This is a genomic window from Chitinophaga sp. 22620 (genome assembly GCF_052044405.1).
GTDB lineage: Bacteria > Bacteroidota > Bacteroidia > Chitinophagales > Chitinophagaceae > Chitinophaga.
Map to the genome: position 1 here is coordinate 2,171,880 of NZ_JBQEMV010000001.1, position 24,935 is coordinate 2,196,814.

Annotated in this window: 23 protein-coding genes, 1 tRNA gene and 1 riboswitch; of the genes, 22 read left to right on the top strand and 2 right to left on the bottom strand. The window is 53.7% G+C overall.

What is annotated here, in order from left to right; translation table 11 throughout:
• Positions 1-108 precede the first annotated feature (108 nt).
• The 8 genes from argG to argH are packed head-to-tail and all read left to right on the top strand — an operon-like array spanning position 109 to position 8,250.
• Entirely contained in the window at positions 109-1,305 is a 1,197-nt protein-coding gene (argG, locus tag ACTJIK_RS08885; RefSeq protein WP_440646006.1) for an argininosuccinate synthase, read from the top strand.
• A gap of 5 nt (positions 1,306-1,310) precedes the next feature.
• Positions 1,311-2,282: an N-acetyl-gamma-glutamyl-phosphate reductase gene (gene argC, locus ACTJIK_RS08890; RefSeq protein ID WP_440646007.1), complete on the top strand. Its 972-nt coding sequence runs from the start codon at positions 1,311-1,313 to the stop codon at positions 2,280-2,282.
• Positions 2,283-2,328: 46 nt separating this feature from the next.
• Positions 2,329-3,453, top strand: a complete 1,125-nt coding sequence (locus ACTJIK_RS08895; RefSeq protein WP_440646008.1) for an aspartate aminotransferase family protein — start codon at positions 2,329-2,331, stop codon at positions 3,451-3,453.
• 36 nt (positions 3,454-3,489) lie between these two features.
• Positions 3,490-4,443: an acetylornithine carbamoyltransferase gene (locus ACTJIK_RS08900; RefSeq protein WP_440646009.1), complete on the top strand. Its 954-nt coding sequence runs from the start codon at positions 3,490-3,492 to the stop codon at positions 4,441-4,443.
• Positions 4,443-5,240 (top strand): acetylglutamate kinase, encoded by a 798-nt coding sequence (gene argB / locus ACTJIK_RS08905; RefSeq protein WP_440646010.1) that lies wholly within the window; start codon positions 4,443-4,445, stop codon positions 5,238-5,240. The genes ACTJIK_RS08900 and argB overlap by 1 nt, the downstream gene beginning before the upstream one ends.
• 2 nt (positions 5,241-5,242) lie before the next feature.
• On the top strand, positions 5,243-6,316 hold the full coding sequence (locus ACTJIK_RS08910; protein ID WP_440646011.1) for a M20 family metallo-hydrolase: 1,074 nt from the start codon (positions 5,243-5,245) through the stop codon (positions 6,314-6,316).
• 6 nt (positions 6,317-6,322) lie between these two features.
• Positions 6,323-6,901, top strand: coding sequence for a GNAT family N-acetyltransferase (locus ACTJIK_RS08915; protein ID WP_440646012.1), 579 nt, complete (start codon positions 6,323-6,325; stop codon positions 6,899-6,901).
• A gap of 17 nt (positions 6,902-6,918) precedes the next feature.
• A complete protein-coding gene (gene argH, locus ACTJIK_RS08920; RefSeq protein WP_440646013.1) occupies positions 6,919-8,250 on the top strand; it encodes an argininosuccinate lyase in 1,332 nt (443 codons plus the stop codon).
• A gap of 108 nt (positions 8,251-8,358) precedes the next feature.
• Here the strand turns inward: argH and ACTJIK_RS08925 are convergent, their stop codons facing one another.
• Positions 8,359-10,734, bottom strand: coding sequence for a TonB-dependent receptor (locus ACTJIK_RS08925; protein WP_440646014.1), 2,376 nt, complete (start codon positions 10,732-10,734; stop codon positions 8,359-8,361).
• A 90-nt stretch (positions 10,735-10,824) separates the two neighbouring features.
• A riboswitch (TPP riboswitch) is annotated at positions 10,825-10,918 on the bottom strand.
• 184 nt (positions 10,919-11,102) lie between these two features.
• On the opposite strand from ACTJIK_RS08925, the gene ACTJIK_RS08930 reads away from it, so the two are divergent.
• The 7 genes from ACTJIK_RS08930 (at position 11,103) to ACTJIK_RS08960 (ending at position 15,725) form a co-directional block, all read left to right on the top strand.
• Entirely contained in the window at positions 11,103-11,492 is a 390-nt protein-coding gene (locus tag ACTJIK_RS08930) for a single-stranded DNA-binding protein (RefSeq protein ID WP_440646015.1), read from the top strand.
• A 253-nt stretch (positions 11,493-11,745) separates the two neighbouring features.
• A tRNA-Met gene (locus ACTJIK_RS08935) sits at positions 11,746-11,817 on the top strand.
• Between the two features lie 141 nt (positions 11,818-11,958).
• The gene (gene era / locus ACTJIK_RS08940; RefSeq protein WP_440646016.1) at positions 11,959-12,831 is read left to right on the top strand and encodes a GTPase Era; all 873 of its coding nucleotides are present in this window, start codon (positions 11,959-11,961) and stop codon (positions 12,829-12,831) included.
• A gap of 27 nt (positions 12,832-12,858) precedes the next feature.
• Entirely contained in the window at positions 12,859-14,172 is a 1,314-nt protein-coding gene (der, locus tag ACTJIK_RS08945; protein WP_440646017.1) for a ribosome biogenesis GTPase Der, read from the top strand.
• An 80-nt stretch (positions 14,173-14,252) separates the two neighbouring features.
• Positions 14,253-14,465, top strand: a complete 213-nt coding sequence (locus tag ACTJIK_RS08950) for a hypothetical protein (RefSeq protein ID WP_440646018.1) — start codon at positions 14,253-14,255, stop codon at positions 14,463-14,465.
• A 190-nt stretch (positions 14,466-14,655) separates the two neighbouring features.
• A complete protein-coding gene (locus ACTJIK_RS08955; protein ID WP_440646019.1) occupies positions 14,656-15,204 on the top strand; it encodes a hypothetical protein in 549 nt (182 codons plus the stop codon).
• 77 nt (positions 15,205-15,281) lie between these two features.
• Positions 15,282-15,725 carry a hypothetical protein gene (locus ACTJIK_RS08960; RefSeq protein WP_440646020.1) on the top strand — a complete coding sequence of 148 codons (444 nt, stop codon included), beginning with the start codon at positions 15,282-15,284 and terminating at the stop codon, positions 15,723-15,725.
• Between the two features lie 34 nt (positions 15,726-15,759).
• On the opposite strand, the gene ACTJIK_RS08965 is transcribed toward ACTJIK_RS08960, so the two are convergent.
• On the bottom strand, positions 15,760-17,367 hold the full coding sequence (locus tag ACTJIK_RS08965; RefSeq protein WP_440646021.1) for a S41 family peptidase: 1,608 nt from the start codon (positions 17,365-17,367) through the stop codon (positions 15,760-15,762).
• A gap of 114 nt (positions 17,368-17,481) precedes the next feature.
• Here ACTJIK_RS08965 and ACTJIK_RS08970 point away from each other — a divergent pair, with 114 nt between their 5' ends.
• From ACTJIK_RS08970 to ACTJIK_RS09000, 7 genes are all read left to right on the top strand, one after another.
• Positions 17,482-18,333 carry an N-acetylglucosamine kinase gene (locus tag ACTJIK_RS08970; protein WP_440646022.1) on the top strand — a complete coding sequence of 284 codons (852 nt, stop codon included), beginning with the start codon at positions 17,482-17,484 and terminating at the stop codon, positions 18,331-18,333.
• 13 nt (positions 18,334-18,346) lie between these two features.
• Positions 18,347-19,159, top strand: coding sequence for an N-acetylmuramic acid 6-phosphate etherase (murQ, locus tag ACTJIK_RS08975; RefSeq protein ID WP_440646023.1), 813 nt, complete (start codon positions 18,347-18,349; stop codon positions 19,157-19,159).
• A gap of 20 nt (positions 19,160-19,179) precedes the next feature.
• Positions 19,180-19,743, top strand: a complete 564-nt coding sequence (locus ACTJIK_RS08980; RefSeq protein WP_440646024.1) for a hypothetical protein — start codon at positions 19,180-19,182, stop codon at positions 19,741-19,743.
• Between the two features lie 110 nt (positions 19,744-19,853).
• Positions 19,854-20,540: a succinate dehydrogenase cytochrome b subunit gene (locus ACTJIK_RS08985; RefSeq protein ID WP_440646025.1), complete on the top strand. Its 687-nt coding sequence runs from the start codon at positions 19,854-19,856 to the stop codon at positions 20,538-20,540.
• A 14-nt stretch (positions 20,541-20,554) separates the two neighbouring features.
• Entirely contained in the window at positions 20,555-22,528 is a 1,974-nt protein-coding gene (locus ACTJIK_RS08990) for a fumarate reductase/succinate dehydrogenase flavoprotein subunit (RefSeq protein ID WP_440646026.1), read from the top strand.
• A 29-nt stretch (positions 22,529-22,557) separates the two neighbouring features.
• Positions 22,558-23,307, top strand: coding sequence for a succinate dehydrogenase/fumarate reductase iron-sulfur subunit (locus ACTJIK_RS08995; RefSeq protein WP_440646027.1), 750 nt, complete (start codon positions 22,558-22,560; stop codon positions 23,305-23,307).
• A 227-nt stretch (positions 23,308-23,534) separates the two neighbouring features.
• Entirely contained in the window at positions 23,535-24,917 is a 1,383-nt protein-coding gene (locus tag ACTJIK_RS09000) for a Gfo/Idh/MocA family protein (protein WP_440646028.1), read from the top strand.
• Positions 24,918-24,935 lie beyond the last annotated feature (18 nt).

A 24,935-nucleotide genomic window follows, 5' to 3' on the forward strand; every position in this document is an offset into this window, starting at 1 on the left:
ACACCGGTTTTACCGGCTGCATCTGGCAAATAAAAAAGACAAATAACTACAGATGACACCGGCCTTAACCGGTTCCATTTGGCCGATAAAAAAGACAAACAAGAACAAATGAAAAAAGTTGTACTGGGATTCAGCGGAGGGCTTGATACATCGTACTGTGTAAAATACCTGTCCGAGGAAAAAGGCTATGAAGTGCATTCCGTGATCGTAAATACGGGCGGTTTTACTGCTGAAGAATTGCAGGAGATCGAGAAACGCGCCTACAGTCTGGGTGTGAAAAGTCACAAGACAGTAGATGCGGTTCGCTCTTATTACGATAAAGTGATCCGGTACCTGGTGTTCGGCAATGTGCTGAAGAACAACACCTATCCCCTGAGCGTAAGCGCCGAGCGCATGAGCCAGGCCCTCGCCATCGCGGAATATGTGAAGGAAGTGGGCGCGGACGCAGTAGCCCATGGCTCCACCGGCGCCGGCAACGACCAGGTGCGGTTCGACATGATCTTCCACATCATGATCCCCGGCGTGGAGATCATCACCCCCATCCGCGACCTTAAGCTGAGCCGCGAAGAGGAGATCGCTTACCTGCAATCCAAAGGCGTGCAGGTGAACTTTGAAAAAGCCATGTACTCCATCAACAAAGGCATCTGGGGCACTTCAGTGGGCGGTAAGGAAACCCTTACTTCCAACGGTATGCTGCCTGAGCAGGCATGGCCAACGCAACTGACCAAAAACGAACCCGAGCAGGTAGAGCTTATTTTCGAGAAAGGCGAGCTGCTGGGTGTGAACGATAAAAAATTCACGCATCCCACCGAGGCGATCATTTACCTGCAAAGCATTGCCGGCGCATTCGCCATCGGCCGCGACATTCACGTGGGCGATACCATTATCGGCATCAAAGGCCGTGTGGGCTTCGAAGCAGCCGCGCCCATGGTGATCCTGAAAGCGCATCATGCGCTGGAAAAACATGTGCTCACCAAATGGCAGCTGAGCTGGAAAGACCAGCTGGCGCAGTTCTACGGCAACTGGATGCACGAAGGCCAGATACTCGACCCCGTGATGAGGGACATTGAAGCCTTCCTGCAGCACAGCCAGGAGAACGTGAGCGGCAAAGTATCCGTAACCCTGATGCCTTACCGCTTCCAGGTGACCGGCATCACGTCGTCCTACGACCTGATGAGCAGTAAATTCGGTAAATACGGGGAAATGAACTCCGGCTGGAGCGGCGAAGACGTGAGAGGTTTCAGCAAGATCTTCGGTAACCAGACCATGATCTGGCACCAGGTAAATGAAGACAATAAAAAGTAAAGGCGATGAAAAAAAGGGCAGGCATTATTGGCGGGGCAGGTTACACAGGCGGAGAAACTATCCGGCTGCTGCTGAACCACCCGGACGTTGAACTGGCATTCGTGCACAGCCGCAGCAACGCAGGCAATCCCCTGCATGCCGTGCATGCGGACCTGCTGGGTGAAACCGACCTCGTATTTACCAGCGAGATCGACCAAACCGTGGATGTGATCTTCCTCTGCCTGGGCCATGGCGAATCGAAAAAATTCCTGGAAACGACGGACATTGCGGACAACGTTCACATCATAGACCTCAGCCAGGATTTCAGGCTGGGCGAAAGCGTGAAAGGCCGCGAGTTTGTATACGGCCTGCCTGAAGCGAACCGTGAAGCGATCAGAAAAGCGCATAACGTGGCCAATCCCGGCTGCTTTGCGACCGCCATACAATTGGGCTTGCTGCCGCTGGCAAAAGCGGGGCTGCTCAACGAAGTGCATACCACCGGCATAACCGGTTCCACCGGGGCCGGGCAAAGCCTTAGCGCCACCTCGCACTTTACGTGGAGGGCGAATAATATTTCAACCTACAAGGTGCTCAACCACCAGCATCTGAAAGAGATACGACGAACCTTGCAGGGCCTCCAGCCTGCTTACTCAGGAGCGCTCAACTTCGTGCCTGTACGCGGCGATTATCCGCGCGGCATCTGGATCACTTCGTATCTCAATTCCGATCTATCGCTCGAAGAAGCATACGAATTGTACACGGCGTATTACGAAGGTCATCCCTTCACGCATGTGAGCACAAAGCAGATCGATCTCAAACAGGTGGTGAATACCAATAAAGTGCTGATCCAGCTGGAAAAAGTGGACGGCAAGCTGGTGATCCATTCCATAGAGGACAATCTGGTAAAAGGTGCGTCCGGACAAGCCGTGCAGAATATGAACCTGGTACTTGGCCTGGAGGAAACAGCGGGGTTGAAGCTCAAGTCCATCGTGTTTTAATTTTCCTTCAGAAACGGCCAGTACCGCTGGTCACAAAAAACAAACAATGATCTTATTCGACGTATACCCGGTAAACGATATCACCATTACCAAAGCCGAAGGCTCCACCGTTTGGGACGATAAAGGCCAGCAATACCTTGACCTCTACGGCGGCCACGCCGTGATCTCCATTGGTCACACGCACCCGCACTATGTACAGCGGCTGACGGACCAGCTGGGCAAAGTGGGTTTTTATTCCAACTCCATCCACATCCCGCTGCAGCAGCAGCTGGCGGAAAAGCTGGGTAAGATCTCCGGCAAGGAAGACTATCAGCTGTTCCTCTGCAATTCCGGCGCGGAAGCCAACGAGAACGCGCTCAAGCTCGCGTCTTTCCATAACGGCAAAAAGAAAGTGATCGCTTTCAAAAAAGCGTTCCATGGCCGTACCTCTCTCGCAGTAGCTGCAACAGACAACCCGAAGATCGTTGCCCCGGTGAACGAGACAGACAACGTGGTGTTTCTGCCCTGGGAAGACCAGGCCGCCCTGGAAGCCGCTTTCAAACAACATGAAGTATCGTCTGTGATCATCGAAGGCATACAGGGCGTGGGCGGCATCAACGTGGCCTCTCCCGCTTTCCTGCAAAAGATCAGGACGCTCTGCGACGAGCACAACGCCGCTTTCATTGCTGATTCAGTGCAGTGCGGTTACGGCAGGAGCGGCAAATTCTTTAGTCACGACCATGCCGGCGTGAATGCGGACATCTATTCCATGGCAAAAGGCATGGGCAATGGTTTCCCCATTGGCGGCATCATTATCTCCCCGAAGTTCAAACCCGTGTATGGCATGCTGGGCACCACTTTCGGCGGTAACCACCTGGCTTGCGCCGCTGCGCTGGCCGTGCTTGAAGTGATCGAAAAAGAATCGCTGATCGCGAACGCCGGTGTGATAGGCAATTACCTCATGGAAGAGCTGAGAAAGCTGCCGAAAGTGAAAGAGGTAAGAGGCCGCGGCCTGATGATCGGCATTGAGCTGCCCGAGGAGCTGGCGCATGTGAGAAAAGAACTGTTATTCAAACACAAAATATTCACCGGCGAAGCCAAGCCGAACGTGATCCGTTTGCTGCCGTCCCTGGCTTTGACGAAGGAACAGGCAGACCACTTTTTAACCGCATTTAAAGCAGAATTAAACTAATGGTGCTCCCCTTGGGGAACCAAATGTAAAACAACGATGAAACAATTTATTTCCGTGGACGACGTGCCCGGTGTGCCGCAAATAGCGGCTACAGCACTGGATTACAAAAAGAACCCTTTTAAAGATAAAGGGCTGGGTGAGAACAAAACTCTGGGAATGATATTCCTGAACCCGAGTTTGCGCACGCGCCTGAGCACGCAGGTGGCCGCCAGGAACCTGGGCATGGAAGTAGTGGTGTTCAATATCGACAAGGAAGGATGGGCCCTCGAAATGAACGACGGCGTTGTGATGAACGGGAACACCACCGAGCATGTGAAAGAAGCTGCTGCCGTAATGGGCCAGTACTTCGACATCCTGTCTATCCGCACCTTTCCCGGCCTGAAGAATAAAGAGGAAGACTACACGGAAAAATATATCAACCAGTTCATCAAATACGCCGGCAAGCCGGTGGTGAGCCTCGAAAGTGCCACCCTGCACCCTTTGCAGAGCCTAACCGATGTGATCACCATCAAAGAGCGCTGGAACCAGCCGCGCAAGCCGAAAGTGGTAATGACCTGGGCGCCGCATGTAAAAGCACTCCCGCAGGCCGTTCCCAACTCTTTCGCCCAGTGGATGAACGCCTGGGATGAAGTGGATTTTGTGATCACGCATCCCGAAGGATATGAGCTGGACCCGAAGTTCGCCGGCAATGCGCCCGTGATCCACAACCAGCACGAAGCGCTGGAAGGAGCCGATTTTGTGTATGTGAAGAACTGGTCCAGCTACAAAGACTACGGCAAGATCACCTGCACGGACCAGGGCTGGATGGTGACCAACGACACGCTGAAGAACACGAACAACGCGCAGGTGATGCATTGCCTGCCTGTGCGGAGGAACGTGGTGATAGCAGACGAAGTGCTCGACGGGCCCAATTCCATCGTGATCCCTGAAGCCGGCAACCGTGTGTGGGCGGCGCAGGCTGTATTAAGTGAAATTTTAAAGAACAGGTAATGTCATCTCCCGGAACGGTATACATCATCAAGGTGGGCGGTAATGTGATAGACAATCCCGCATTCCTCGACAGCTTCCTTGCAGACTTTGCGGCCCTGCCCGCATTGAAAGTGCTGATCCATGGCGGCGGCAAGATTGCCACCCGCATTGGCGACAAGCTGGGGATCAAAGCCAATTACGTGAACGGCCGCCGCATCACCGATGCGGAGACCATAGACGTGGTGACGATGGTGTATGGCGGGCTGGTGAACAAACAGGTGGTGGCGAAGCTGCAGGCCAACGGCTGCAACGCCATCGGGCTTACCGGGGCCGATGCCGACATCATTCCCGCAGTGAAGCGCCCTGTGAAAGAAACAGACTACGGTTTTGTAGGAGATATTCCCACCGGCGCCGTGCAGACGGCGCCGGTGAAACTGTTACTGGATGCCGGCTTTACCCCGGTGTTCTCCCCGCTCACGCACGACGGGAAAGGGCAGATACTCAACACCAATGCGGACACCATTGCATCTTCGCTTGCAGTGGCGCTTTCCGCGCATTACACGGTGCGGCTGGTATATTGTTTCGAGAAAAAAGGCGTGCTGCGGAACGCGGAAGACGACGATTCCGTTATCAACCTGATCAACCGTGAAATTTACCAGCAGCTGCTGGCTGAAGGCGTATTGTCAGACGGCATCCTGCCGAAGCTGGACAACGCATTTGCTGCTATCGAAAGCGGTGTCAAAGAAGTGCTCATCGGCCATGCCGGTGACCTGAAAAGGAACACGACCGGTTCGGTAGCGGGTACCTTAATTTGCTAACTATGTGGAACCAACAACGTTACGAGGATGCAGTGAGGCTGTTGAAAGAATTGATCGCCACGCCGTCCTTCAGCAGGGAAGAAGACGCTACCGCCGCTATACTGGTGCGTTTCCTGGAAGAGCAGGGCGTAAGGCCCGAACGCCACCTGAACAATGTTTGGGCGCTGAACCGGCACTTTAATCCCGGTAAACCGAGCATCCTGCTCAATTCCCATCACGATACCGTAAAACCCAACCCGCAATACACCCGCGACCCTTTTGCGCCTGTTGTTGAAGACGGCCGGCTTTTCGGTCTTGGCAGCAACGATGCGGGCGGTTGCCTGGTGAGCCTTATCGCCACCTTCCTGCATTTTTATGATGCGGAAAACCTGCCTTACAATATCATTTTTGCAGCATCCGCGGAAGAGGAGATCAGCGGGATAAATGGTATTGAAAGTATCCTGGACAAGCTGCCGCCGGTCGATTTTGCGATCGTGGGAGAGCCTACCAAAACCGACCTGGCCGTGGCCGAAAAAGGCTTGATGGTGCTGGATTGCGTGGCGCATGGCAAAGCCGGCCACGCCGCGCGCGACGAAGGCGAAAATGCGCTTTACAACGCCATGGACGACATCAGCTGGTTCCGCACTTACCGCTTCCCCAAAGTGTCTGACACGCTGGGGCCGGTGAAAATGAGCGTGACCGTGATACAGACCTCCAATAAAGCCCATAACGTAGTGCCCGCGGAATGTTCTTTCGTGGTGGACGTCAGGGCTACCGATCAATATTCGCTGGAAGAAATGCTGGAGATCATCCGCGCAAATGTGAAATGCGACGTAACGCCGCGCAGCATGCGGATGAGGCCTTCCTTCATCCCGAAGGAACATGCGCTGGTGCAGGCTGGTATTGGCCTGGGCAAACAGCTTTACGGCTCGCCCACCACTTCTGACCAGGCCTTAATACCCGCCACTTCCGTGAAAATAGGTCCCGGCGATTCAGCAAGGAGCCATACGGCAGACGAGTTCATTTACCTCGACGAGATCCGCCAGGGTATTGACACATATATCCGGCTGCTATCCGTCGTGAATGGCGTAAATTAGCAGGATATGGAACAGCCGGTACTGGAAAACAAACGCGTATTGCTGCGGCCCCTGCAGCCCTCCGATGCGGATGCGCTGCTGGAGGTAGCGCTGGAGCCTTCCCTCTGGGAAGTAGGCCTCACCTGCATCCGTAACCGCGAAGAGCTGGAACGGTATATGCAGATCGCTTTTTCCGAACGCGACCAGGGCCTTTCCATTCCTTATGTGATCATAGACAAAGCGACCGGCAAAGTGGCCGGCAGCACAAGATATTGCGGCATCGCACTGCAGCATAAAAGGACCGAGATCGGGTACACCTGGATACATCCTGGCTTCCAGCGTTCCGGCCTCAACCGCGCCATGAAGTTCGCCATGCTGCAATACGCTTTTGAAGTATGGGGCATGAACCGGGTGGAACTGAAAACCGACGAACGCAACGACAAATCGCGCAATGCCATGCTGGGCATAGGTTGTAAGCAGGAAGGCATTTTACGCCACCACATGATCACCTGGACCGGGCACCTGCGCAACAGCGTGTTTTTTGGAATGCTGAAAGAAGAATGGCCGGAGATCAAAGAAAGGGTCTTTGGGAAATATGATTTTTGAGTTTAAACAGAAGCAGTATGAAACTTTGGCAAAAGGATAAAACAGCACTGGCGGCGGTAGAACAGTTCACCGTTGGCCGCGACCGCGAAATGGACGCATACCTCGCACCCTTCGATGTGCAGGGCTCCCTCGCGCATATCGCCATGCTTGAATCCATCGGTTTGCTTTCCAAAGACGACCTCAGCGTGCTGCAGAAAGAACTGAAGCAGATCTATGCCGAGATCGCCGCGGGGAACTTTGTGCTGGAAGACGGCGTGGAAGACATCCATTCGCAGGTGGAACTTTTGCTGACGAGAAGGGTGGGAGACTCCGGCAAGAAGATCCACAGCGGCCGCTCCCGGAACGACCAGGTGCTGGTGGACCTCAAGCTGTTCCTGCGCCACGAGCTGGAAACCATCGTTCACGAAACAAAATCACTGTTCGACCTGCTGCAAGCGCAGAGCGAAGCGTATAAAAAATATCTCATGCCCGGCTATACGCACCTGCAGATAGCCATGCCATCATCTTTCGGGCTGTGGTTCGGCGCATATGCCGAAAGCCTGGTAGACGACCTCACCATGCTACAGGGCGCTTATAAAGTGGTAAATAAAAATCCCCTCGGATCGGCCGCAGGATACGGTTCCAGCTTCCCGCTGAACCGCACCATGACCACCAGGCTGCTGGGCTTCGAAGCGCTCAACTACAACGTGGTATACGCCCAGATGGGCCGCGGCAAAACGGAAAAGCTCGTAGCCTTTGCCCTTGCAGGCATTGCCGCCACGCTTTCCAAAATGGCGATGGACGCCTGTTTGTTCATGAACCAGAACTTCGGTTTCATCAGCTTCCCTGATGAACTGACGACCGGCTCCAGCATCATGCCGCATAAAAAGAACCCTGACGTATGGGAGCTGATCCGTTCCCACTGCAATAAATTACAGGCGTTGCCGAACGAAATAGCCATGATGACGGTAAACCTGCCTTCAGGCTACCACCGCGACTTGCAGCTGTTGAAAGAGAACCTGTTCCCCGCGTTCACCACGCTGCGTAATTGTTTGCAGATGAGCAAGCTCATGCTGGAAAACATCCGCATCAAAGAAGATATCCTCAAAGACGATAAATATCAATACCTCTTCAGCGTTGAAGTAGTGAACCGCCTGGTGCTGGAAGGCACGCCTTTCCGTGAAGCGTACAAGCAGGTGGGCATGGATATCGAAAAAGGCGGCTTTAAGCCCGATACGGACATTCATCATACCCATGAAGGCAGCATCGGTAACCTGGAGAATGAAGCCGTTAAAGCGCAGATGGACGCTGTTTTGAAAGGGTTTCCTTTCGGGCAGGTGCATGCGGCGATAGAGGCATTGGTGAAGTAATAAAGAACGTAAATAAAGAGGCCGACAGAAAGCGAAAACTTTTTGTCGGCCTCTTTTTATTTTTGAATGGAAATACCGTCGGTCTATGTCGTTTTATCTCGTGAAAAACTAGAAACCGATCCTCACCCCTGTCATAAAATTAAACCTTGCCATCGGCAAATACCCGTTCTGCGCCTTCTGTACGCCCTCTTCGATGTAGGCGTAGGTGAAGCCGTTGGGCACATATTTCACATCGAAGATATTGTTCAGCATCAGTTGCAGCGCCAGTTCCCTGAAGAAAGTTTGCGGAACGGTGTAATTGAACCGCAGGTCGTTCACGAGGTATGACTTAAGGCTGCGCGCGAGGTCGGAAGTATTGTCCAGGTACTGGCGGCCTACGTATTTGCCCAGCCAGTCGATGCTGAGGCCTTTCACGGGGCGCGCGGTAACGGTGTAGCCGAAGATCAGCTCGGGGGAGAAAGAGATGTCGCGGTCTTTGTAAGACACGGTTTTCTGCCCGCCGTTGTCCCAGTCGTCCACGAATTCGGAGAAGTCGGGGATGCGGTTCCTGCTCAATGCTGCGTTGCCCGCCAGGGTAAGCTGCGGGCAAAGGTTGTAATACCCTTCCAGCTCCAGTCCCAGGCGGTAGCTTTCAGGAATATTGGTCCTGGCGTATGCGCCCACGTCGTTGATCCTGCCGGTGAGCACCAGCTGGTTCTTGTAGTTCATGTAATACACGTTGGCCTGGAGGCCTGCGTTCTGTGCATGCAGCACGTAGCCGGCTTCGAGGTTCCGCAGGGTTTCGTGCTCCGGCGTTTCGGTAGCGCTTACTTCGAAGTCGTCGCGGTTCGGTTCCTTGTTGCCGATAGCGAAAGAAGCGTATACATGCTGCTGGTCGTTCAGCTGGAAAGTGAGGCCTGCTTTGGGATTGAAGAAATTGTATTCTTCATTTCTCCGGATACCCGGGTTGTTGCGGAAGCCGTTCAGCTCGTAATTCACGTGCCGGTACTGCAGGTCTGCGAACGCGCGGAGCTTTTCGGTAATGGCCATTTCGCCTTTCCAGTAGATATTGAAATCCGATTTATGCGCATCCAGGTCGTACCAGCGGTGGTCTTTATCGAAGCCGCCGTTCTGCGCCCAGATCACTTTTCCGTAATGCTTGCCGTCATAACGGTTCCAGCCGCCGCCTGCGCTCCAGTTGAAGCGGTTCAGCTCCTGGCGGAAAGAAAAGATGCCGCCGTAAAAATGATTGTCCAGCCACAGCTGGCGCACCAGGTCGGTGGTGGTGACGGGTATGCCGTTCACGACGGGCGGTTCCACGCCGAAGTCGGCATAACTTTCACCGTTGCGGTAGTTCTCGTAATAACCGCGGCCGCGGGTGTAATGGAGGGCTACGTTGAAGTTCATATCGGAGCGGAGGGCCTGGTTGAAGAACAGCTGGTAGTGGTCCTGCTGATAGTTGTCCGTTTCGTTGTCGTAGAACTGGCCGGGTTTTGCTGCAATGGCGCCGCTGGGATTGTAAGTGCGGTTGGTGTCCAGGTCGCCCTGGGAGATGCCGTTCCATGCCTGGTAAGTTTTTTCTTTACCGGAGAAAACGTTGAGGCGCACCGCTGTTTTTTTGGAAATATAAGCGGCGGAAGTATAGAAGGATTTCAGGTCGGAAGAAGCCCTGTCCACATACCCGTTGGAAGATATCTTGGACAATCTTGCGTCGAAGGTGAAGTGGTTGTTGATAAGGCCGGAACCCGCTTTCACCGTGGTCTTCCAGGTGTCGAACGAGCCGTAGCCTGCGTTCACTTCGCCGTATGCCTTTTCATTGTAATCGTTGGTGGAAAGGTTGAGCGTAGCCCCGAAAGCGCCGGCGCCGTTGGTGGAGGTACCTACGCCGCGCTGCAGCTGTATGCTGTTCACGGACGATGCGAAGTCGGGCATGTTCACGAAAAAGGTGCCCTGCGATTCCGCGTCGTTGATAGGAATGCCGTTTACCGTTACGTTGATGCGGGTGATATCGCTGCCGCGGACGCGGAGGCCGGTGTAGCCCACGCCTGCGCCTGCATCGGAGCTGGTCACCACGGAGGGCAGCTGGTTCAGCAGCAGCGGCAGGTCCTGGCCGAGGTTCTGTTTGGCGATATCTTCCCTGTTGAGGTCGCTTTTGGTGAAGGGAGCGTTCCTGCCGGCGCGGAGGCTGGCTATTTCAACGGCTTTTACGAAGAGACCGGTTTCGAGGAGGGAGAAGTCGGCAGTGGCAGCGCCGGGTTGCAGCGTATCGCGCAGCGGGCTGAAGCCCAGGAAACTGGCCTGCAATATGGGCGCAGTTTGCGACGGGATAGTGATGCGGTATTGGCCTTTGGCGTTGGTAAAAGTGCTGGGACCGTTCAATATGGCTACGGTGGCGCCTTCGAGCGGTTTGCCGGTGTTCCGGTCCGTTACCGTGCCCGAAACCCTGGTTTGAGCCTGCGCAAAGCCGGTAAGGGCGAGCAGCGCAAGCAGGATCATTGTTTTCATTTTCATCCTGTTTATACACACGTTAATGTTCATGCCCGGTCACGGCGCATGCAGAGCATCCGCCGTCAACTATCGTAAAATAACAGGTAAGGAAACATCGCTTACCTTTCCTAACCAGCATTACCCGGTCCAGGTTCAACGGGTGTGATCTCAGCCTGATAGTAAGGCACCCCGAGGTGAAAAGGGATCTGGAAAAAAGACTGCGATCCGGTTTCTGGTGCAAAGTTAGACACATGGAAGGAATTTGACGGAATTATTTTTCCGGATCAGTTTTTTTCTTATCTTCAGAATGTTAACCGTCATACATCCTGCTTAAATTCCCCTGCACTGCGATTTTTATTTATTGTTAACCTTTAACCATCATTCAGATGATCAAGCTTTCGTTAATCGGGCATCTGGGACAGGATGCTGTGATGAACACCGTCAACGGGAAAAATGTGCTGAACTTTAGTGTAGCGCACAATGAGCGTTTTAAAACTGCCGCCGGCGAAGTGAAGGAACGCACTATCTGGGCGAACTGCGCATTATGGGCGCCGAACTCCATTGGCCCTTATCTTCTCCAGGGAACTTATGTGTATGTGGAGGGCACGCCTTACATGGAAATGTATACGGACAAGAAGGGGCAGCCCGCCGTATCGCTGAAGGTCCGTGTCACGAACGTTCAGCTGCTGGGCGGCAGTCCGCGTTCCGGTGAAAAAACAGGGGAAGGAAAAGAGACCACCGATCCGGAACAACCGATGGACGATCTGCCGTTTTAGAGAAGCGGGAGAGAGGAGCGTACCGCAAGCGCAAAAAACGGTGAGCCAACAGGCGATTTAACGGTTAAAAAAACAAAAAATCTCCTGCCGGACAGCCATGCAATCCACCAGCATTTCCGCGGAACGCCGAAAAATCGAAACAGCTGTAACCCGCCGTGGTACCTGGTTTTCAATGCATAAGCAAATTTTTTTTTCTTTTCCGAGCGAAAAATATTTGGTGGCTTTGAAAATTCTCTTACCTTTGCACCCACATTGCGAGGTAGAGCAGAGGTAGCTCGTCGGGCTCATAACCCGAAGGTCAGAGGTTCGAATCCTCTCCTCGCTACAAAAAATTAAAGGTCCCGCTCAAGGAGCGGGATTTTTTATTTAGGGAAATCAGGTACGCACAAACGCTGTTTTGGCAGGCTTTAACGGCTTTTTTAATTTGTAGTACCTTTGCACCCGAACGCGAACTAAACGATCTCATATGCACCGTGCAGGATTTGTGAACATCTTCGGTAAACCAAACGCCGGAAAAAGTACTTTGCTCAACGCTTTGCTGGGCGAGAAACTGGCTATTGTGTCGCCCAAGGTGCAAACCACCCGCCACCGCATCACCGGCATCGTTACCGAACCCGGCTACCAGATCGTGTTTTCGGATACCCCGGGTATTATTGACCCGAAATATAAAATGCATGAGAAGATGATGGGCGCCGTGAAATCGGCCCTGGAAGATGCAGACGTTGCCCTGCTGCTCATGGATGCAAAAGACGATACTGAAGACACCCTGGCGCTGTTCGATTCGCTTAAGCTCAAAGCCACCAGCATTCTCGTGGTCAACAAAATGGACACGCTGGAAACGGCCGCGCTGGAATCGCTCCGCGAACGGCTGGAAAAATGGGGCAAAGCCAAAGCCATCGTGTTCATCTCCGCCATCCAAAAGAAGGGGCTTGGAGACCTGAAAACCGCCATCCTGCAGCTGTTGCCGGAAAGCGAGCCGTTTTACCCGGAAGATACCCTCACAGACCGCTCCACCCGCTTCTTCGTGGCCGAGCTGATCCGTGAAAAGATCTTCCACCTGTTCGACGAAGAGATACCTTATCATACAGCCGTGCTGGTTACCCAGTTCCAGGAAAAGAACACCCTCACCAAGATCTCCGCGGAGATCATCGTGACGCGGGAAACGCAGAAAGGCATTATTCTCGGGGAAAAAGGAAAAAGCATCCGCGAGATCGGCTCGCAGGCAAGAGTGGATATTGAAAAGTTCCTGGACCGCAAAGTGTTCCTGGAGCTGCATGTGAAAGTTCGCGGCAAATGGCGCGACAACGATACTTACCTGCGTGAGTACGGATTGGTTTAATAAGACATTTTTAAAAACAAGATCAATATGCCTGGTTTTACAGTAGCAATTGTGGGACGCCCCAACGTGGGAAAATCTACACTGTTCAACCGCTTGCTGGAGCAGCGGAAGGCCATTGTGGACGATGTAAGCGGCGTAACCCGCGACCGGCAGTACGGTTTGGCCGACTGGAACGGCAAAACCTTCAACGTAATTGATACCGGGGGATTTGTTTCCCGGAGCGAAGACGTGTTTGAACGGGAGATACGCAAACAGGTGAAAATAGCTATGGAAGAGGCGAACGTGCTGGTCTTCATGGTGGATGTGACTACCGGCATTACAGACCTGGATGCCGATGTGGCCGACCTGCTGCGCCGCTCCGCCAAACCCGTATTCCTTGCCGTCAATAAAGTGGACAACCACGAACGCCAGCTGGAGGCCGCAGAATTCTACAGCATGGGCTTCGAACGTATATTCTTCCTTTCTTCCATGACCGGCAGCGGCACAGGCGAACTGCTGGACGAAGTGGCCGCCCTCATCCCGGAAGACGAGCAGGCTGCGCCCGGAGACGAAGGCATTCCCAAGATCGCTATCATCGGCCAGCCTAACGTAGGCAAATCCAGCCTGCTGAACGCGCTGGTAGGCGAGGAGCGCAATATCGTGTCCGACATCGCCGGTACCACCCGCGATACTATTCATACCCGTTATAAGCTTTTCCAGAAAGACTTTGTACTGATAGATACCGCCGGCATCCGCCGCAAATCGAAAGTGCATGAGGACCTGGAGTTCTACTCCGTGATCCGCGCCATCAAAGCGCTGGACGAAGCGGATGTATGCCTGCTGCTGCTGGATGCCGAAAAAGGTATCGCAGCGCAGGATCTCAGCATTTTCAGCCTGGCCGCCCGCAAAGGCAAGGGCATCGTGATCATGGTGAACAAGTGGGACCTGGTGGAGAAGGAAACCAATACCGCCCGCGACTACGAGAAAGTGCTGAAGCAGCGCCTGGCGCCGTTTACAGATGTTCCCATCATTTTCGCGTCCGTTACCGAGAAACAAAGGATATTCAAAGCGATAGAGACTGCCCTGGAAGTGTATGAAAACCGCCAGCGCAAAGTGCAGACCTCCAAGCTGAACGACATCATGCTGAAGGCGATAGAGGCATACCATCCCCCGGTGGTGAGGGGAACGGCCATCAAGATCAAATATGTGACGCAATTACCCACGCAAACGCCGTCATTTGCTTTCTTCGCCAACCTGCCGGACGATATCAAAACGCCTTACAGGAACTACCTGGAGAACAAACTCCGCGAAAACTTTAATTTCCAGGGCGTTCCGCTGCGGATCTTCTTCCGGAAGAAGTAAATTCCTGTTATTAAATAAAAATATATTTTGTACTACGGGAATTTTGAATAACTTTGCGCCGATTTAAAAACAAAATCAACATGAAAAAATTATTCGTATTAGCTATCGCTACCGGCCTGTTCGTTGCTTGCAACAGCAGCTCTACTGCCACTACAGACTCTACCACTACCACCGTTGATTCTACCACCCTGCAAGCAGCTCCTCCGGCAGCTGACTCTACAGTTGCTGATTCTACCGTAGTTTCTGCTGATTCTACCGTAGCTCCTGCTGCAGACAGCGCTCACAAACACTAATTCAGGGTTTGCGATAACCATATGGTCCCTCCGGCATTACCGGGGGGATTTTTTTATTGCCCCGGCGCTTTCGCTTTTTATTGTCCTGCATAGACCGCAATTTTAACATCCTGCACGCGTTTTTTCAGGAATTCATAACCGCCTTTGGCACAGCAATTGTTTTAAGGGCTCAGCAAAACCGGACCGTCTGATGAAAAAATTCCTGGTTACCCTGCTCCTCCTTGCCGGGGCACATCTTTATACCTTTTCCCAACCTACTGGGAATGACTACGTTTTCCGTTTCCCCGGCACAGACCTGCATGGGCTTGCCCAGCTTCCCGCTTCCGCGCGCGACAGCATCCTGCAAGCTTTTTCCCAGTTCAACCCGGACCAGCTTTCTTTTGAAGGCACTGAAATTTCCGCCGCCAACCGCACACAGCTCCGTACCGTGATCATGGAAATGATGGAGACGGTGAAGGCCGTCATCAAAGACCCTACCAGCGCAGCCGCCATGGAGCGGAAAATGGAGGGGCTCCGCAAAAAGCTGGACGATGTGCAGGCCGATATCCAGCTGGATGAAGCGCTGACCGACCTGAAAGCCGATTACGAAAAGAACCGCCTCCAGCGCACGAAAGAATTTGAAGACAAAACTTACCCCAGCGATAAAGATAAACGCGTGGCCCGCAGGGAATTGGAGCAGGAACTGCGCGATATGAAACGCGACTACGAAGAAGACCGTGCCCGCATCCGCAAACGCTGATCACCCGTTGATGTCATATTTAGGATTATGAGAATATGTATATTTGGGCTACCGAATATCCTTATAACCGTATACCTATGTTCTCGTCCAAACTGACCCTCTACATCATCCTGGTATGGCTGACCAGCTTAAGCCTGCCTCCGCTGACCATCCTCATCCTTTTGCAGCTGAACGAACAATCCATTTACGCATCCTGGAATTTCAGTTTCGTGTACATCCTGGCCCTGCTGGTATCCGTATTGTACGGCCTGCCCGGCCTCCTGCTTTTCGCCTGGATGGGGTACCGGGCTTTCAGAAAGAACACCAGCCTGAAAACCAAAAGACTTGCGATGGTGAAAGCCGTGGGATTGAGCGTGGTGCTCACTTTCCTGGTTTTTCCGCTGATAGACCCTTCCGGTATCTTCGAAGAGTTTGGCTGGGGAAGGATGTTCATTGTACTGGTGTACCTCGCTACCGCTATGGCTGCTGCCTGGTTTTACCCGCTGGAAGACCGGCCTGAAATAAAAAACCTCCCGCAATAACGGGAGGTTCCTTGTTCAAATTATTCCTGGTAATTTATTTCTGGTCCGCCAATGTGCCCACCGCACGGTCGATCACTTTATCGCCGTGATTGATCACCATATAATACCCTTCGCTTCTCCACAATTGCCTTGCCAGCAGGGCTTTCAGCCGCAGGGTGATCTCCTGGAGGTCGCCAGGGCTCAGCTTGTCCGTTTTCACCTGCTGGTTGCCGGCGAAGCTGCGGAAGGAATTGATGAGCGCATTGTCCACGTTGAACTTGGTGTTAAAGTCCTCGGCGCTTTTGTATTGTTTGAACGATCCCGCATTGGCCGTATAATATTCATAAATGAAGCTGCCGAAGACGTTCCGGGTATACAGCTCCGTTAGCAATTGCGAATAACGGGTGGTGTCGAAAGGAATGAACACGTCGGGCATGATGCCGCCGCCGCCGTACACCACTTTGCCTGCGGGCGTTTTGAATTTCAGGGAGCTGTCTACCGGGCGGATGCTGTCCTGGTTCAGGAATTCGCCATGGCTGTAACGGTTGGCGATATCTTCTTCGTAGGCTGCGCGGCCGTTCTCATAGCTTTTCTGGATGCTGCGGCCGCTGGGCAGGTAATACCGCGCAATGGTAAGGCGCAGGGTGCCGCCGTTGTTGAGGTCGAAGGGTTCCTGCACGAGGCCTTTGCCGAAGCTGCGCCGCCCGATGATCTCGCCACGGTCCCAGTCCTGCACGGCGCCGGCCAGCACTTCGCTGGCGGAAGCGGAGCCTTCATCCACGAGGATGGCGAGCGGCCCTTTTTCGAATACGCCGGGGCGGGTGCAGTTATAATCCTGGCGGGGAGAATTTTTCCCCTGCGTGTATACGATGAGTTTATTACCGTCCAGCAGCTCGTCTGCCAGGCGGGTGGCCGCATCCAGCAGGCCGCCGCCGTTCTGGCGGAGGTCGATGATGAGCTTTTGCATGCCCAGCTTTTGCAGCTTGCGGGTAGCTTCCATGAACTCGGTATAGGTGGTGGCGGCAAACTTGCTGATCTTGATATAGCCGACACCGGGAGCGGCCATGTAGGCGGCGTCCACGCTGTTCAGCGGTATCAGCCCGCGTTTGATGGTAACGCCGATCTCCTTGCCGGCACGCAGCATGGTGGCCTTTACGGTGGAGTTGCGCGGGCCGCGCAGCAGCTTGCGGATCTTTTCGTTGGAGATTTCTTTTCCCGTTACCACGATGGAATCGTTCACACGGAGTATCTTATCGCCCGTAAGCAGGCCGGCAGCGTCTGAAGGCCCGCCGGCTATCACGTTCACAATGTTCACGGTATCGCGGATGATGTTGAACTCCACGCCGATGCCTTCAAAATTGCCGTCCAGGTCTTCATTCACTTCCTGCACATCGGCGGGGGGAATATACACGGAATGCGGGTCCAGGTGGGAGAGGAGGCCTTCTATGGCTTCTTCCTGCGCGGTGGCAACATCCAGCGTGTCCACATAATTATACTTCAGCAGGTCCATTACTTCCTGGATGGTACCTTTGTTATTCCTGAAAAAGGCACGGGAATCGCTGTTGCGGGTTTGGGGCATCTTATGCCCGAGGTACATGCCCAGCGCCAGGACCAGGGCAAATAACAACGGCAGAAACACTTTTAACTTCCTGTTATCCGACATATGAATATTTAAAACGTTGACGGGAATGACCCTTTTGCTTAACTTGTGAACAAAAATAACATATTCATAAGCAAAACATCTACATCTAAACTTTAATTTCATAAACGATTGGATATGGCTTCGAAAGTTAAGCTGGTGGCGGATAGCGGGTCCACAAAAACGGAATGGTGCCTGATGGACGGTAAGTTGCGCAGCACTTACAACACGCAGGGCATCAGCCCCTATTTTCAGACCAGCGTTCAGATGGAAGAGCTGATAAGAGAGGAACTGCTGCCACAGCTGGGAGACCGGGCGCCGGATGAACTGTACTATTACGGTACCGGCTGTTCTGCGGAGCAGAATGTAAAACTGGTGCACAAGGCCCTGCACGCCATATGGCCCGGGACTAAAATATCGGTGAATACGGACTTGATGGCCGCCGCCCGCGCGCTTTGCGGCCGCGAGCCCGGCATCGCCAGCATCCTGGGCACCGGTTCCAATTCCTGTTATTATGACGGGAACGAGATCGTGAAGAACAATCCCGGCCTGGGTTTCATTCTGGGAGACGAAGGCAGCGGGGCGTACCTCGGCAGGAAAGTGCTGCAGTATTATCTCTACCAGACCTTCGACGATGAAATGCGTTTCCGCTTCGACCAGAAGTTCAACGTCGAAAAGGACCAGATACTGGACAACGTATACCGCCAGCCCCTGCCCAACCGTTACCTCGCTTCCTTCACGCCTTTCCTGGCGGAGAACCGCGGGCATTATATGATCGAGAATATCCTGGAAGACGGGCTGAACGAATTCTTTTTCAACCATATTTATAAATACAGCGAAAGCTGGACCGTTGCCCTCCACTTTACCGGCAGCGTGGCATGGCATTTCAGGGATATCATTGAAGAGCTTTGCCAGCTATATGAGCTGCAGCTGGGCAGGATACTCCGCAACCCGATGGACGGGCTTACTGTTTTTCATGAAGACAATTGAATAAATCTCCGATATGGCATTTACCAAAGTAACCGAACAAGCAAGCCATTACCGTCACCTCGAGCAGATGACCGTGCAGGAAGTGCTGACCAACATCAATAAAGAAGACAAGACCGTTCCCGACGCCGTAGAAAAGGTCATCCCCCAGATCACGAAACTCACGGCAGCCATTGCCGATAAAATGCTGGCAGGCGGCCGCCTGTTCTACATGGGCGCTGGCACCAGCGGCCGCCTTGGCATACTGGACGCTTCCGAGTGCCCGCCTACTTACGGCGTGCCCCAGGGCCTCGTGGTAGGCCTTATTGCCGGCGGCGACTCCGCCATCCGCCGCGCCGTTGAAAACGCGGAAGACGACCGCGAGCAGGGCTGGCGCGACCTCCAGCAGTGGAACATCAGCGATAAGGACGTAGTGGTGGGCATTGCCGCCAGCGGCACCACGCCCTACGTGATCGGCGCGTTGCAGGCCTGCAGGGCCAACGGCATCACCACCGGCAGCATCAGCTGTAACCCCGGCTCGCCCGTTTCGGAGCATGCGGACTTTCCCGTGGAAGTTGTGGTAGGCCCCGAATTCGTAACCGGCAGCACCCGCATGAAAAGCGGCACTGCGCAGAAGCTCGTGCTGAATATGATCTCCACCACCGTGATGATCCAGCTGGGAAGGGTGGAAGACAATAAAATGGTGAACATGCAGCTGAGCAACGACAAGCTGGTGGACAGGGGCGTGAAAATGGTGATGGAACAGCTGCAGCTGACGGACTACAGCGCCGCCAGGGAACTGCTGCTGGAATTTGGCAGCGTGAAGAAAGCGGTGGAAAGCCGGAAGTAAAAAATTATTAAATTGCCGTCATGCATGAGATAGAACCATTCTATAACTGGCGGCACCTGTACACAGCTGAAGAAGATGAGCTGTCGCCGTTCTATGGACGTGAATATAGCGAGTTTGAATTCTCCAATACGGTTTATAACTACTACATTCATCCCCAGTGGGATGACTTTGGCGCTCCCAATCTTTATATGAAGATCCTTTTCGCCGATTACCAGTTCAATTACGCGATCATTGAACTAATAGGCGAGTGGAACGATGCCGTGGAAAATAACATCATGACCCTGAAAAGGGACATCATCGACGTGCTGATCGGCCAGGGCATTTATAAATTCATCCTCATCGGCGAGAACGTGCTGAACTACTATTCCTCAGACGATTGTTATTACGAGGAATGGTGGGAAGACATCCGTGATGAGGGCGGCTGGATCGTGCTGCTGAACCTCCCTGTACAAACGCGGCAGGAATTTGAACGCTCCCGCCTGGAGCACTACGTAAACCTCCTCGATGAGCCTAAATGGAGAACTTTTCTCCCCCAGCACTTGTTTAATCTCGTGGATAACTGGATGATGCGGCGCCTGGAATAGGCCTTTTTCGTGATAAATATCATTTGGTTTTAATTTTTCATGTTATAAATTTGCCCGACATTTCACTTATTCTTATTTATTCATACTAAAGGAAGCTTAGAACGTATCTTATGAAATGGTCGCAATTCTTTAATACCTCCATTGGTAAAAAATTGCTGGTAGGCGCTACCGGTCTGTTCCTGTGCTCATTCGTGATCGTGCACCTGGCCGGTAACCTTGCATTACTGAAAGAGGACGGGGGAGAGGCTTTTAACACGTATGCCGCCTTCATGGGGCATAACGGTCTGATCCAGTTCATCGCCTGGGGGTTAAAAATCGTGATCCTTATCCACCTGGTAATCGCTCTCCAGCTCACTTTCCGGAACAGGGCAGCCCGTCCTGTCAAATACGCGGTGCATCCCGGCAACAAAACATCCTCCTGGTTCAGCCGGCAGATGGCCATCATGGGCAGCGTTCTCTTCATTTTTATCGTTATTCACCTCTCCCAGTTCTGGTGGGCCATGCACTACGGTGAGATCGGCAAGGTTAGCTACGGCGCTGTTACCGAAGTAGGCAACCTCTATGAAGTGGTATGGTTTGCATTCAAGGAACTCTGGATCGTAGCGCTTTACGTGCTCGGGATGGTAGCGCTTTCGTTCCACCTGATCCATGGCTTCAAGAGCGCCTGCCAGACCTTCGGCCTCAACCATCCAAAGTACAACGGGCTGATCAGCTTTATCGGGGTATGGTTCTTCGGGATCATCATTCCTGTTGGTTTTGCTGTGATACCGGTTGTTATTTACATTAAACAAATCTGATAAAGCAAGGATATATGTTGAACGCAAAGATTCCTGCCGGCCCCATCGAACAAAAGTGGAGCAAATATAAAAGCACCGTAAAGCTGGTGAACCCGGCCAACAAGCGGAAGCTGGAAGTGATCGTGATAGGGACCGGCCTGGCCGGCGCCTCCGCAGCCGCTTCACTCGGCGAACTGGGCTATAAAGTGAAAGCGTTTTGCTTTCAGGATAGCGCCCGCCGAGCGCACTCCATTGCTGCGCAGGGCGGCATCAACGCTGCAAAGAACTACCAGAACGACGGCGACTCCGTGTTCCGTCTCTTCTACGATACCGTTAAAGGGGGCGACTACCGCGCGCGTGAAGGCAACGTTTACCGTCTTGCCGAAGTGAGCGGCGCCATCATCGACCAGTGCGTGGCACAGGGTGTTCCCTTTGCCCGTGAATACGGCGGCCTGCTGAGCAACCGCTCATTCGGCGGTACGCAGGTACAGCGTACTTTCTACGCCGCCGGCCAAACCGGCCAGCAGTTGCTGCTGGGCGCCTATTCAGCCCTCCAGCGCCAGGTTTCCCTCGGCAACGTTAAGATGTACAACCGCCACGAAATGCTCGACATCGTGAAGATCGACGGCAAAGCGCGCGGCATTATTGCCCGCGACCTCGTTAGCGGAAAGCTGGAAAGGCATTTCGGCCACGCCGTGCTCATCTGCAGCGGCGGCTACGGCAACGTGTTCTTCCTCTCCACCAACGCCATGGGATCTAATGTAACGGCAGCCTGGAAAGCCCACAAACAGGGCGCTTACTTCGGTAACCCCTGCTTTACGCAGATCCACCCCACCTGCATCCCCGTTTCCGGCGACCACCAGAGCAAGCTCACGCTCATGTCCGAATCGCTCCGTAACGACGGCCGCATCTGGGTACCCAAAAAGAAAGACGATAACCGCAAGGCTACCGATATACCCGAAGAAGAAAGGGATTATTACCTCGAAAGAAGGTACCCCGCCTTCGGTAACCTCGTTCCCCGCGACGTGGCTTCCCGCGCGGCCAAAGAAAGATGCGACGCCGGCTATGGCGTAGGCGCTTCCAAAATGGCCGTATACCTCGATTATGCGGACGCGATCATGCGTTACGGTAAGATCGAGGCCAGCAAAAAAGGGCAGGACCATGCCAGCCAGGAAGAGATCATTGCCATGGGTAAAGAAGTCGTAAAAGAAAAATACGGCAACCTCTTCGACATGTACGCCAAGATCACCGGCGAAAACCCGTATGAAACCCCGATGCGCATTTACCCCGCGGTGCACTACACCATGGGCGGCCTGTGGGTGGATTACGAGCTGATGACCACCGTGCCTGGCCTGTACGCCCTCGGTGAGGCCAACTTCTCCGACCACGGCGCCAACCGCCTCGGCGCTTCCGCGCTGATGCAGGGCCTGGCAGACGGTTACTTTGTAATTCCCTACACCATCGGTAACTACCTGGCAGACGAGATACACACCAAAGCTGTTCCCCTCGACGATCCTGCTTTCGTAGCGGCGGAAAAAGCCGTGCAGGACCAGCTGGACAGGCTGATGAACATCAAAGGCAAACATTCCGTAGACCACTTCCACAAAGCCCTCGGCAAGATCATGTGGGATAAGTGCGGCATGGCCCGGAATGAAAAAGGCCTCCGGGAAGCGATCGCGGAGATACAGGCTTTAAGGGAAGAATTCTGGAGGGACGTGCGCATCCCCGGCCAGCAGAACGAGTTCAACCCCGAGCTGGAGAAAGCCGGCCGTGTGGCGGACTTCCTGGAGCTGGGCGAGCTGATGTGCAAAGACGCGCTGAACAGGAGGGAATCCTGCGGCGGCCATTTCCGTGAAGAGTCACAGGATAAGGACGGTGAAGCGCAACGTATAGACGAAGAGTTCTCTTACGTAGCGGCCTGGGAATACAAAGGCCCGAGCAGTTCCGAATTGCACAAGGAACCGCTTACGTTCGAAATCGTTCATCCTACGCAGCGTAGCTACAAATAAGTTGATAAGGGACATATAAATCTAAAATTATGAAGCTCACATTAAAAGTTTGGCGCCAACAGAACCCCCAGGATAAAGGACGTTTCGAAACCTACCAGGTTTCGGATGTTTCCAAGGATATGTCTTTCCTGGAGCTGTTCGACGTACTGAATGAGCGTTTGATCAACGAAGGCAAAGACCCGATTGCATTTGACCACGATTGCCGCGAAGGCATCTGTGGCGCTTGCTCCATGTATATAAACGGCCGCGCACATGGCCCCTGGCACGAAACAACCACCTGCCAGCTGCACATGCGCGCTTACAACGATGGCGATACCATCGTGGTGGAACCCTGGAGGGCCAAGGCTTTCCCGGTGATCAAAGACCTCGCGGTAGACCGCAGCGCTTTTGACCGCATCATCCAGGCCGGCGGTTTTATTTCCGTGAACACCGGTAATGCCGTAGACGCAAACGCTATACCCATCGATAAAACAGATGCAGACGCCGCGTTTGCCGCTGCTGCCTGTATTGGTTGCGGCGCCTGCGTAGCCGCCTGTAAGAACTCTTCCGCGATGTTGTTCACTTCCGCGAAAGTGTCGCAGCTGTCGTTGCTGCCGCAGGGCCTGCCCGAGCACAAACAACGCGCTGAAGACATGGTGGCGCAGATGGACAAGGAAGGCTTCGGCAGCTGCACCAACACCGGCGCCTGCGAAGCGGAATGCCCCAAAGGCATCTCCATCTCCAACATCGCCCGCCTCAACCGCGAGTTCATCGGCGCAGGGTTCACTTCCAAGGCATAATTTGTACTACAAGACGATACGTAAGCAACAGCCGGCCGTTTGGCCGGCTTTGTTGTTTTATGCTGGTTCTGATGCACGCCGGCGCCGTGTAAGTGTTTCGTCTGCATTTTACCTTTCATATCAGTCCCCGCGCTGCTAAAACAAGCGCAGCAAGGGTTTGGCAGCCATCTTCCCCCGCTCATACAAACCCCGTTGCATTTTCGACCCTGCTTTATTATCTTGGGCTTATGTCTACAAATTCCCGTCGCAAATTCATTAAGCAACTGGGCAGCACCGCAGCATTGCTGGGAGCAGCGCCCCTCAGCGGCCTGGCAGCAGACCCGGCCATTATCCTGCAACCCGAAAAACGCATCAGCCCGAACGACAAGATCCGCATCGCCGGCATCGGCATGGGCATCATGGGCTTCGGCGATGTGAACACCGCTTTGAAAGTTCCGGGCGTAGAGCTCGTAGCCGTGGCCGACCTGTACGAAGGCCACCTCGAAAAAGCGAAATCCGTTTATGGCAGCCAGGTATTTACCACCCGCGATTACCGGGAGATACTGGAAAGAAAAGATATAGACGCGGTGGTGATCGCCACCCCGGACCACTGGCACGACACGATCTCCATTGCCTCTATGGAAAAAGGTAAGCACGTGTATTGCGAAAAACCGATGGTGCAGCAGATAGCGGAAGGCCACCAGGTGATCGCCGCCCAGCAGAGGACCAAAAAGGTATTCCAGGTGGGCAGCCAGCGCGTGAGCAGCGTGGCCCTCGCGGAAGCAAGGAAACGTTACCTCGCGGGCGACATCGGCCGGCTGAACCTCGTGGAAGCCAAGATAGACCGCCATAGTGCGCTGGGCGCATGGCAATATTCTATCCCCACCGATGCCTCTCCAAAAACAATAGACTGGGACGCATTCCTGAAAGACACCGCGAAGATGCCCTTCGATCCCGTGCGTTTCTTCCGCTGGAGGAATTACCAGGCCTACGGTACCGGCGTTCCCGGCGACCTTTTTGTGCATCTCATTACCGGCCTGCATTTCATGATCGGTTCCAAAGGCCCCAGCCGCATTTACAGCACCGGCAACCTGGTGCAGTGGAACGACGGCCGCGACGTGCCGGACGTGATGGTAGCCATCTTCGAGTATCCTGAAACAAAAGAACATCCTGCTTTCCAGATGCAGCTGCGCGTGAACTTCGCGGACGGCGGCGGCGGCTCAGAATTCACCCGCCTGATAGGCACAGAAGGTGTGATGGAACTGGGCTGGAATGATTTTAAGATCAAACGCCACAAGCTGCCGAAAGCCCCGGGCTATGGCGGATGGGATACTTTCAACACCTTCACCAAAGCCCAGCAGGAAGCCTTTATCAAAGACTATAACGCCAAATACAGCGAGGCGGACCGCGCCCAGGTGAAAGCAGAAGAATCCGCCTACAAAGCGCCGGCAGGTTACGACGACCGCCTGGACCATTTCGCGAATTTCTTCGAGTCCATCCGCACCGGCAAACCCGTGATAGAAGACGCTTCCTTCGGCCTCCGTGCCGCAGGGCCGGCCCTGGCTGCGAATGAAAGTTATTTCCAGAAAAAACTGATAGACTGGGATCCGGAGAACATGAAGATCCGCTAAATAATTATACGACCGGGG

Excerpts from the sequence above, each read along its gene's own strand:
- argG (WP_440646006.1), top strand. The coding sequence starts at position 109 with ATGAAAAAAGTTGTACTGGGATTCAGCGGAGGGCTTGATACATCGTAC.
- argC (WP_440646007.1), top strand. The coding sequence starts at position 1,311 with ATGAAAAAAAGGGCAGGCATTATTGGCGGGGCAGGTTACACAGGCGGA.
- ACTJIK_RS08895 (WP_440646008.1), top strand. The coding sequence starts at position 2,329 with ATGATCTTATTCGACGTATACCCGGTAAACGATATCACCATTACCAAA.
- ACTJIK_RS08900 (WP_440646009.1), top strand. The coding sequence starts at position 3,490 with ATGAAACAATTTATTTCCGTGGACGACGTGCCCGGTGTGCCGCAAATA.
- argB (WP_440646010.1), top strand. The coding sequence starts at position 4,443 with ATGTCATCTCCCGGAACGGTATACATCATCAAGGTGGGCGGTAATGTG.
- ACTJIK_RS08910 (WP_440646011.1), top strand. The coding sequence starts at position 5,243 with ATGTGGAACCAACAACGTTACGAGGATGCAGTGAGGCTGTTGAAAGAA.
- ACTJIK_RS08915 (WP_440646012.1), top strand. The coding sequence starts at position 6,323 with ATGGAACAGCCGGTACTGGAAAACAAACGCGTATTGCTGCGGCCCCTG.
- argH (WP_440646013.1), top strand. The coding sequence starts at position 6,919 with ATGAAACTTTGGCAAAAGGATAAAACAGCACTGGCGGCGGTAGAACAG.
- ACTJIK_RS08925 (WP_440646014.1), bottom strand. The coding sequence starts at position 10,734 with ATGAAAACAATGATCCTGCTTGCGCTGCTCGCCCTTACCGGCTTTGCG.
- ACTJIK_RS08930 (WP_440646015.1), top strand. The coding sequence starts at position 11,103 with ATGATCAAGCTTTCGTTAATCGGGCATCTGGGACAGGATGCTGTGATG.
- era (WP_440646016.1), top strand. The coding sequence starts at position 11,959 with ATGCACCGTGCAGGATTTGTGAACATCTTCGGTAAACCAAACGCCGGA.
- der (WP_440646017.1), top strand. The coding sequence starts at position 12,859 with ATGCCTGGTTTTACAGTAGCAATTGTGGGACGCCCCAACGTGGGAAAA.
- ACTJIK_RS08950 (WP_440646018.1), top strand. The coding sequence starts at position 14,253 with ATGAAAAAATTATTCGTATTAGCTATCGCTACCGGCCTGTTCGTTGCT.
- ACTJIK_RS08955 (WP_440646019.1), top strand. The coding sequence starts at position 14,656 with ATGAAAAAATTCCTGGTTACCCTGCTCCTCCTTGCCGGGGCACATCTT.
- ACTJIK_RS08960 (WP_440646020.1), top strand. The coding sequence starts at position 15,282 with ATGTTCTCGTCCAAACTGACCCTCTACATCATCCTGGTATGGCTGACC.
- ACTJIK_RS08965 (WP_440646021.1), bottom strand. The coding sequence starts at position 17,367 with ATGTCGGATAACAGGAAGTTAAAAGTGTTTCTGCCGTTGTTATTTGCC.
- ACTJIK_RS08970 (WP_440646022.1), top strand. The coding sequence starts at position 17,482 with ATGGCTTCGAAAGTTAAGCTGGTGGCGGATAGCGGGTCCACAAAAACG.
- murQ (WP_440646023.1), top strand. The coding sequence starts at position 18,347 with ATGGCATTTACCAAAGTAACCGAACAAGCAAGCCATTACCGTCACCTC.
- ACTJIK_RS08980 (WP_440646024.1), top strand. The coding sequence starts at position 19,180 with ATGCATGAGATAGAACCATTCTATAACTGGCGGCACCTGTACACAGCT.
- ACTJIK_RS08985 (WP_440646025.1), top strand. The coding sequence starts at position 19,854 with ATGAAATGGTCGCAATTCTTTAATACCTCCATTGGTAAAAAATTGCTG.
- ACTJIK_RS08990 (WP_440646026.1), top strand. The coding sequence starts at position 20,555 with ATGTTGAACGCAAAGATTCCTGCCGGCCCCATCGAACAAAAGTGGAGC.
- ACTJIK_RS08995 (WP_440646027.1), top strand. The coding sequence starts at position 22,558 with ATGAAGCTCACATTAAAAGTTTGGCGCCAACAGAACCCCCAGGATAAA.
- ACTJIK_RS09000 (WP_440646028.1), top strand. The coding sequence starts at position 23,535 with ATGTCTACAAATTCCCGTCGCAAATTCATTAAGCAACTGGGCAGCACC.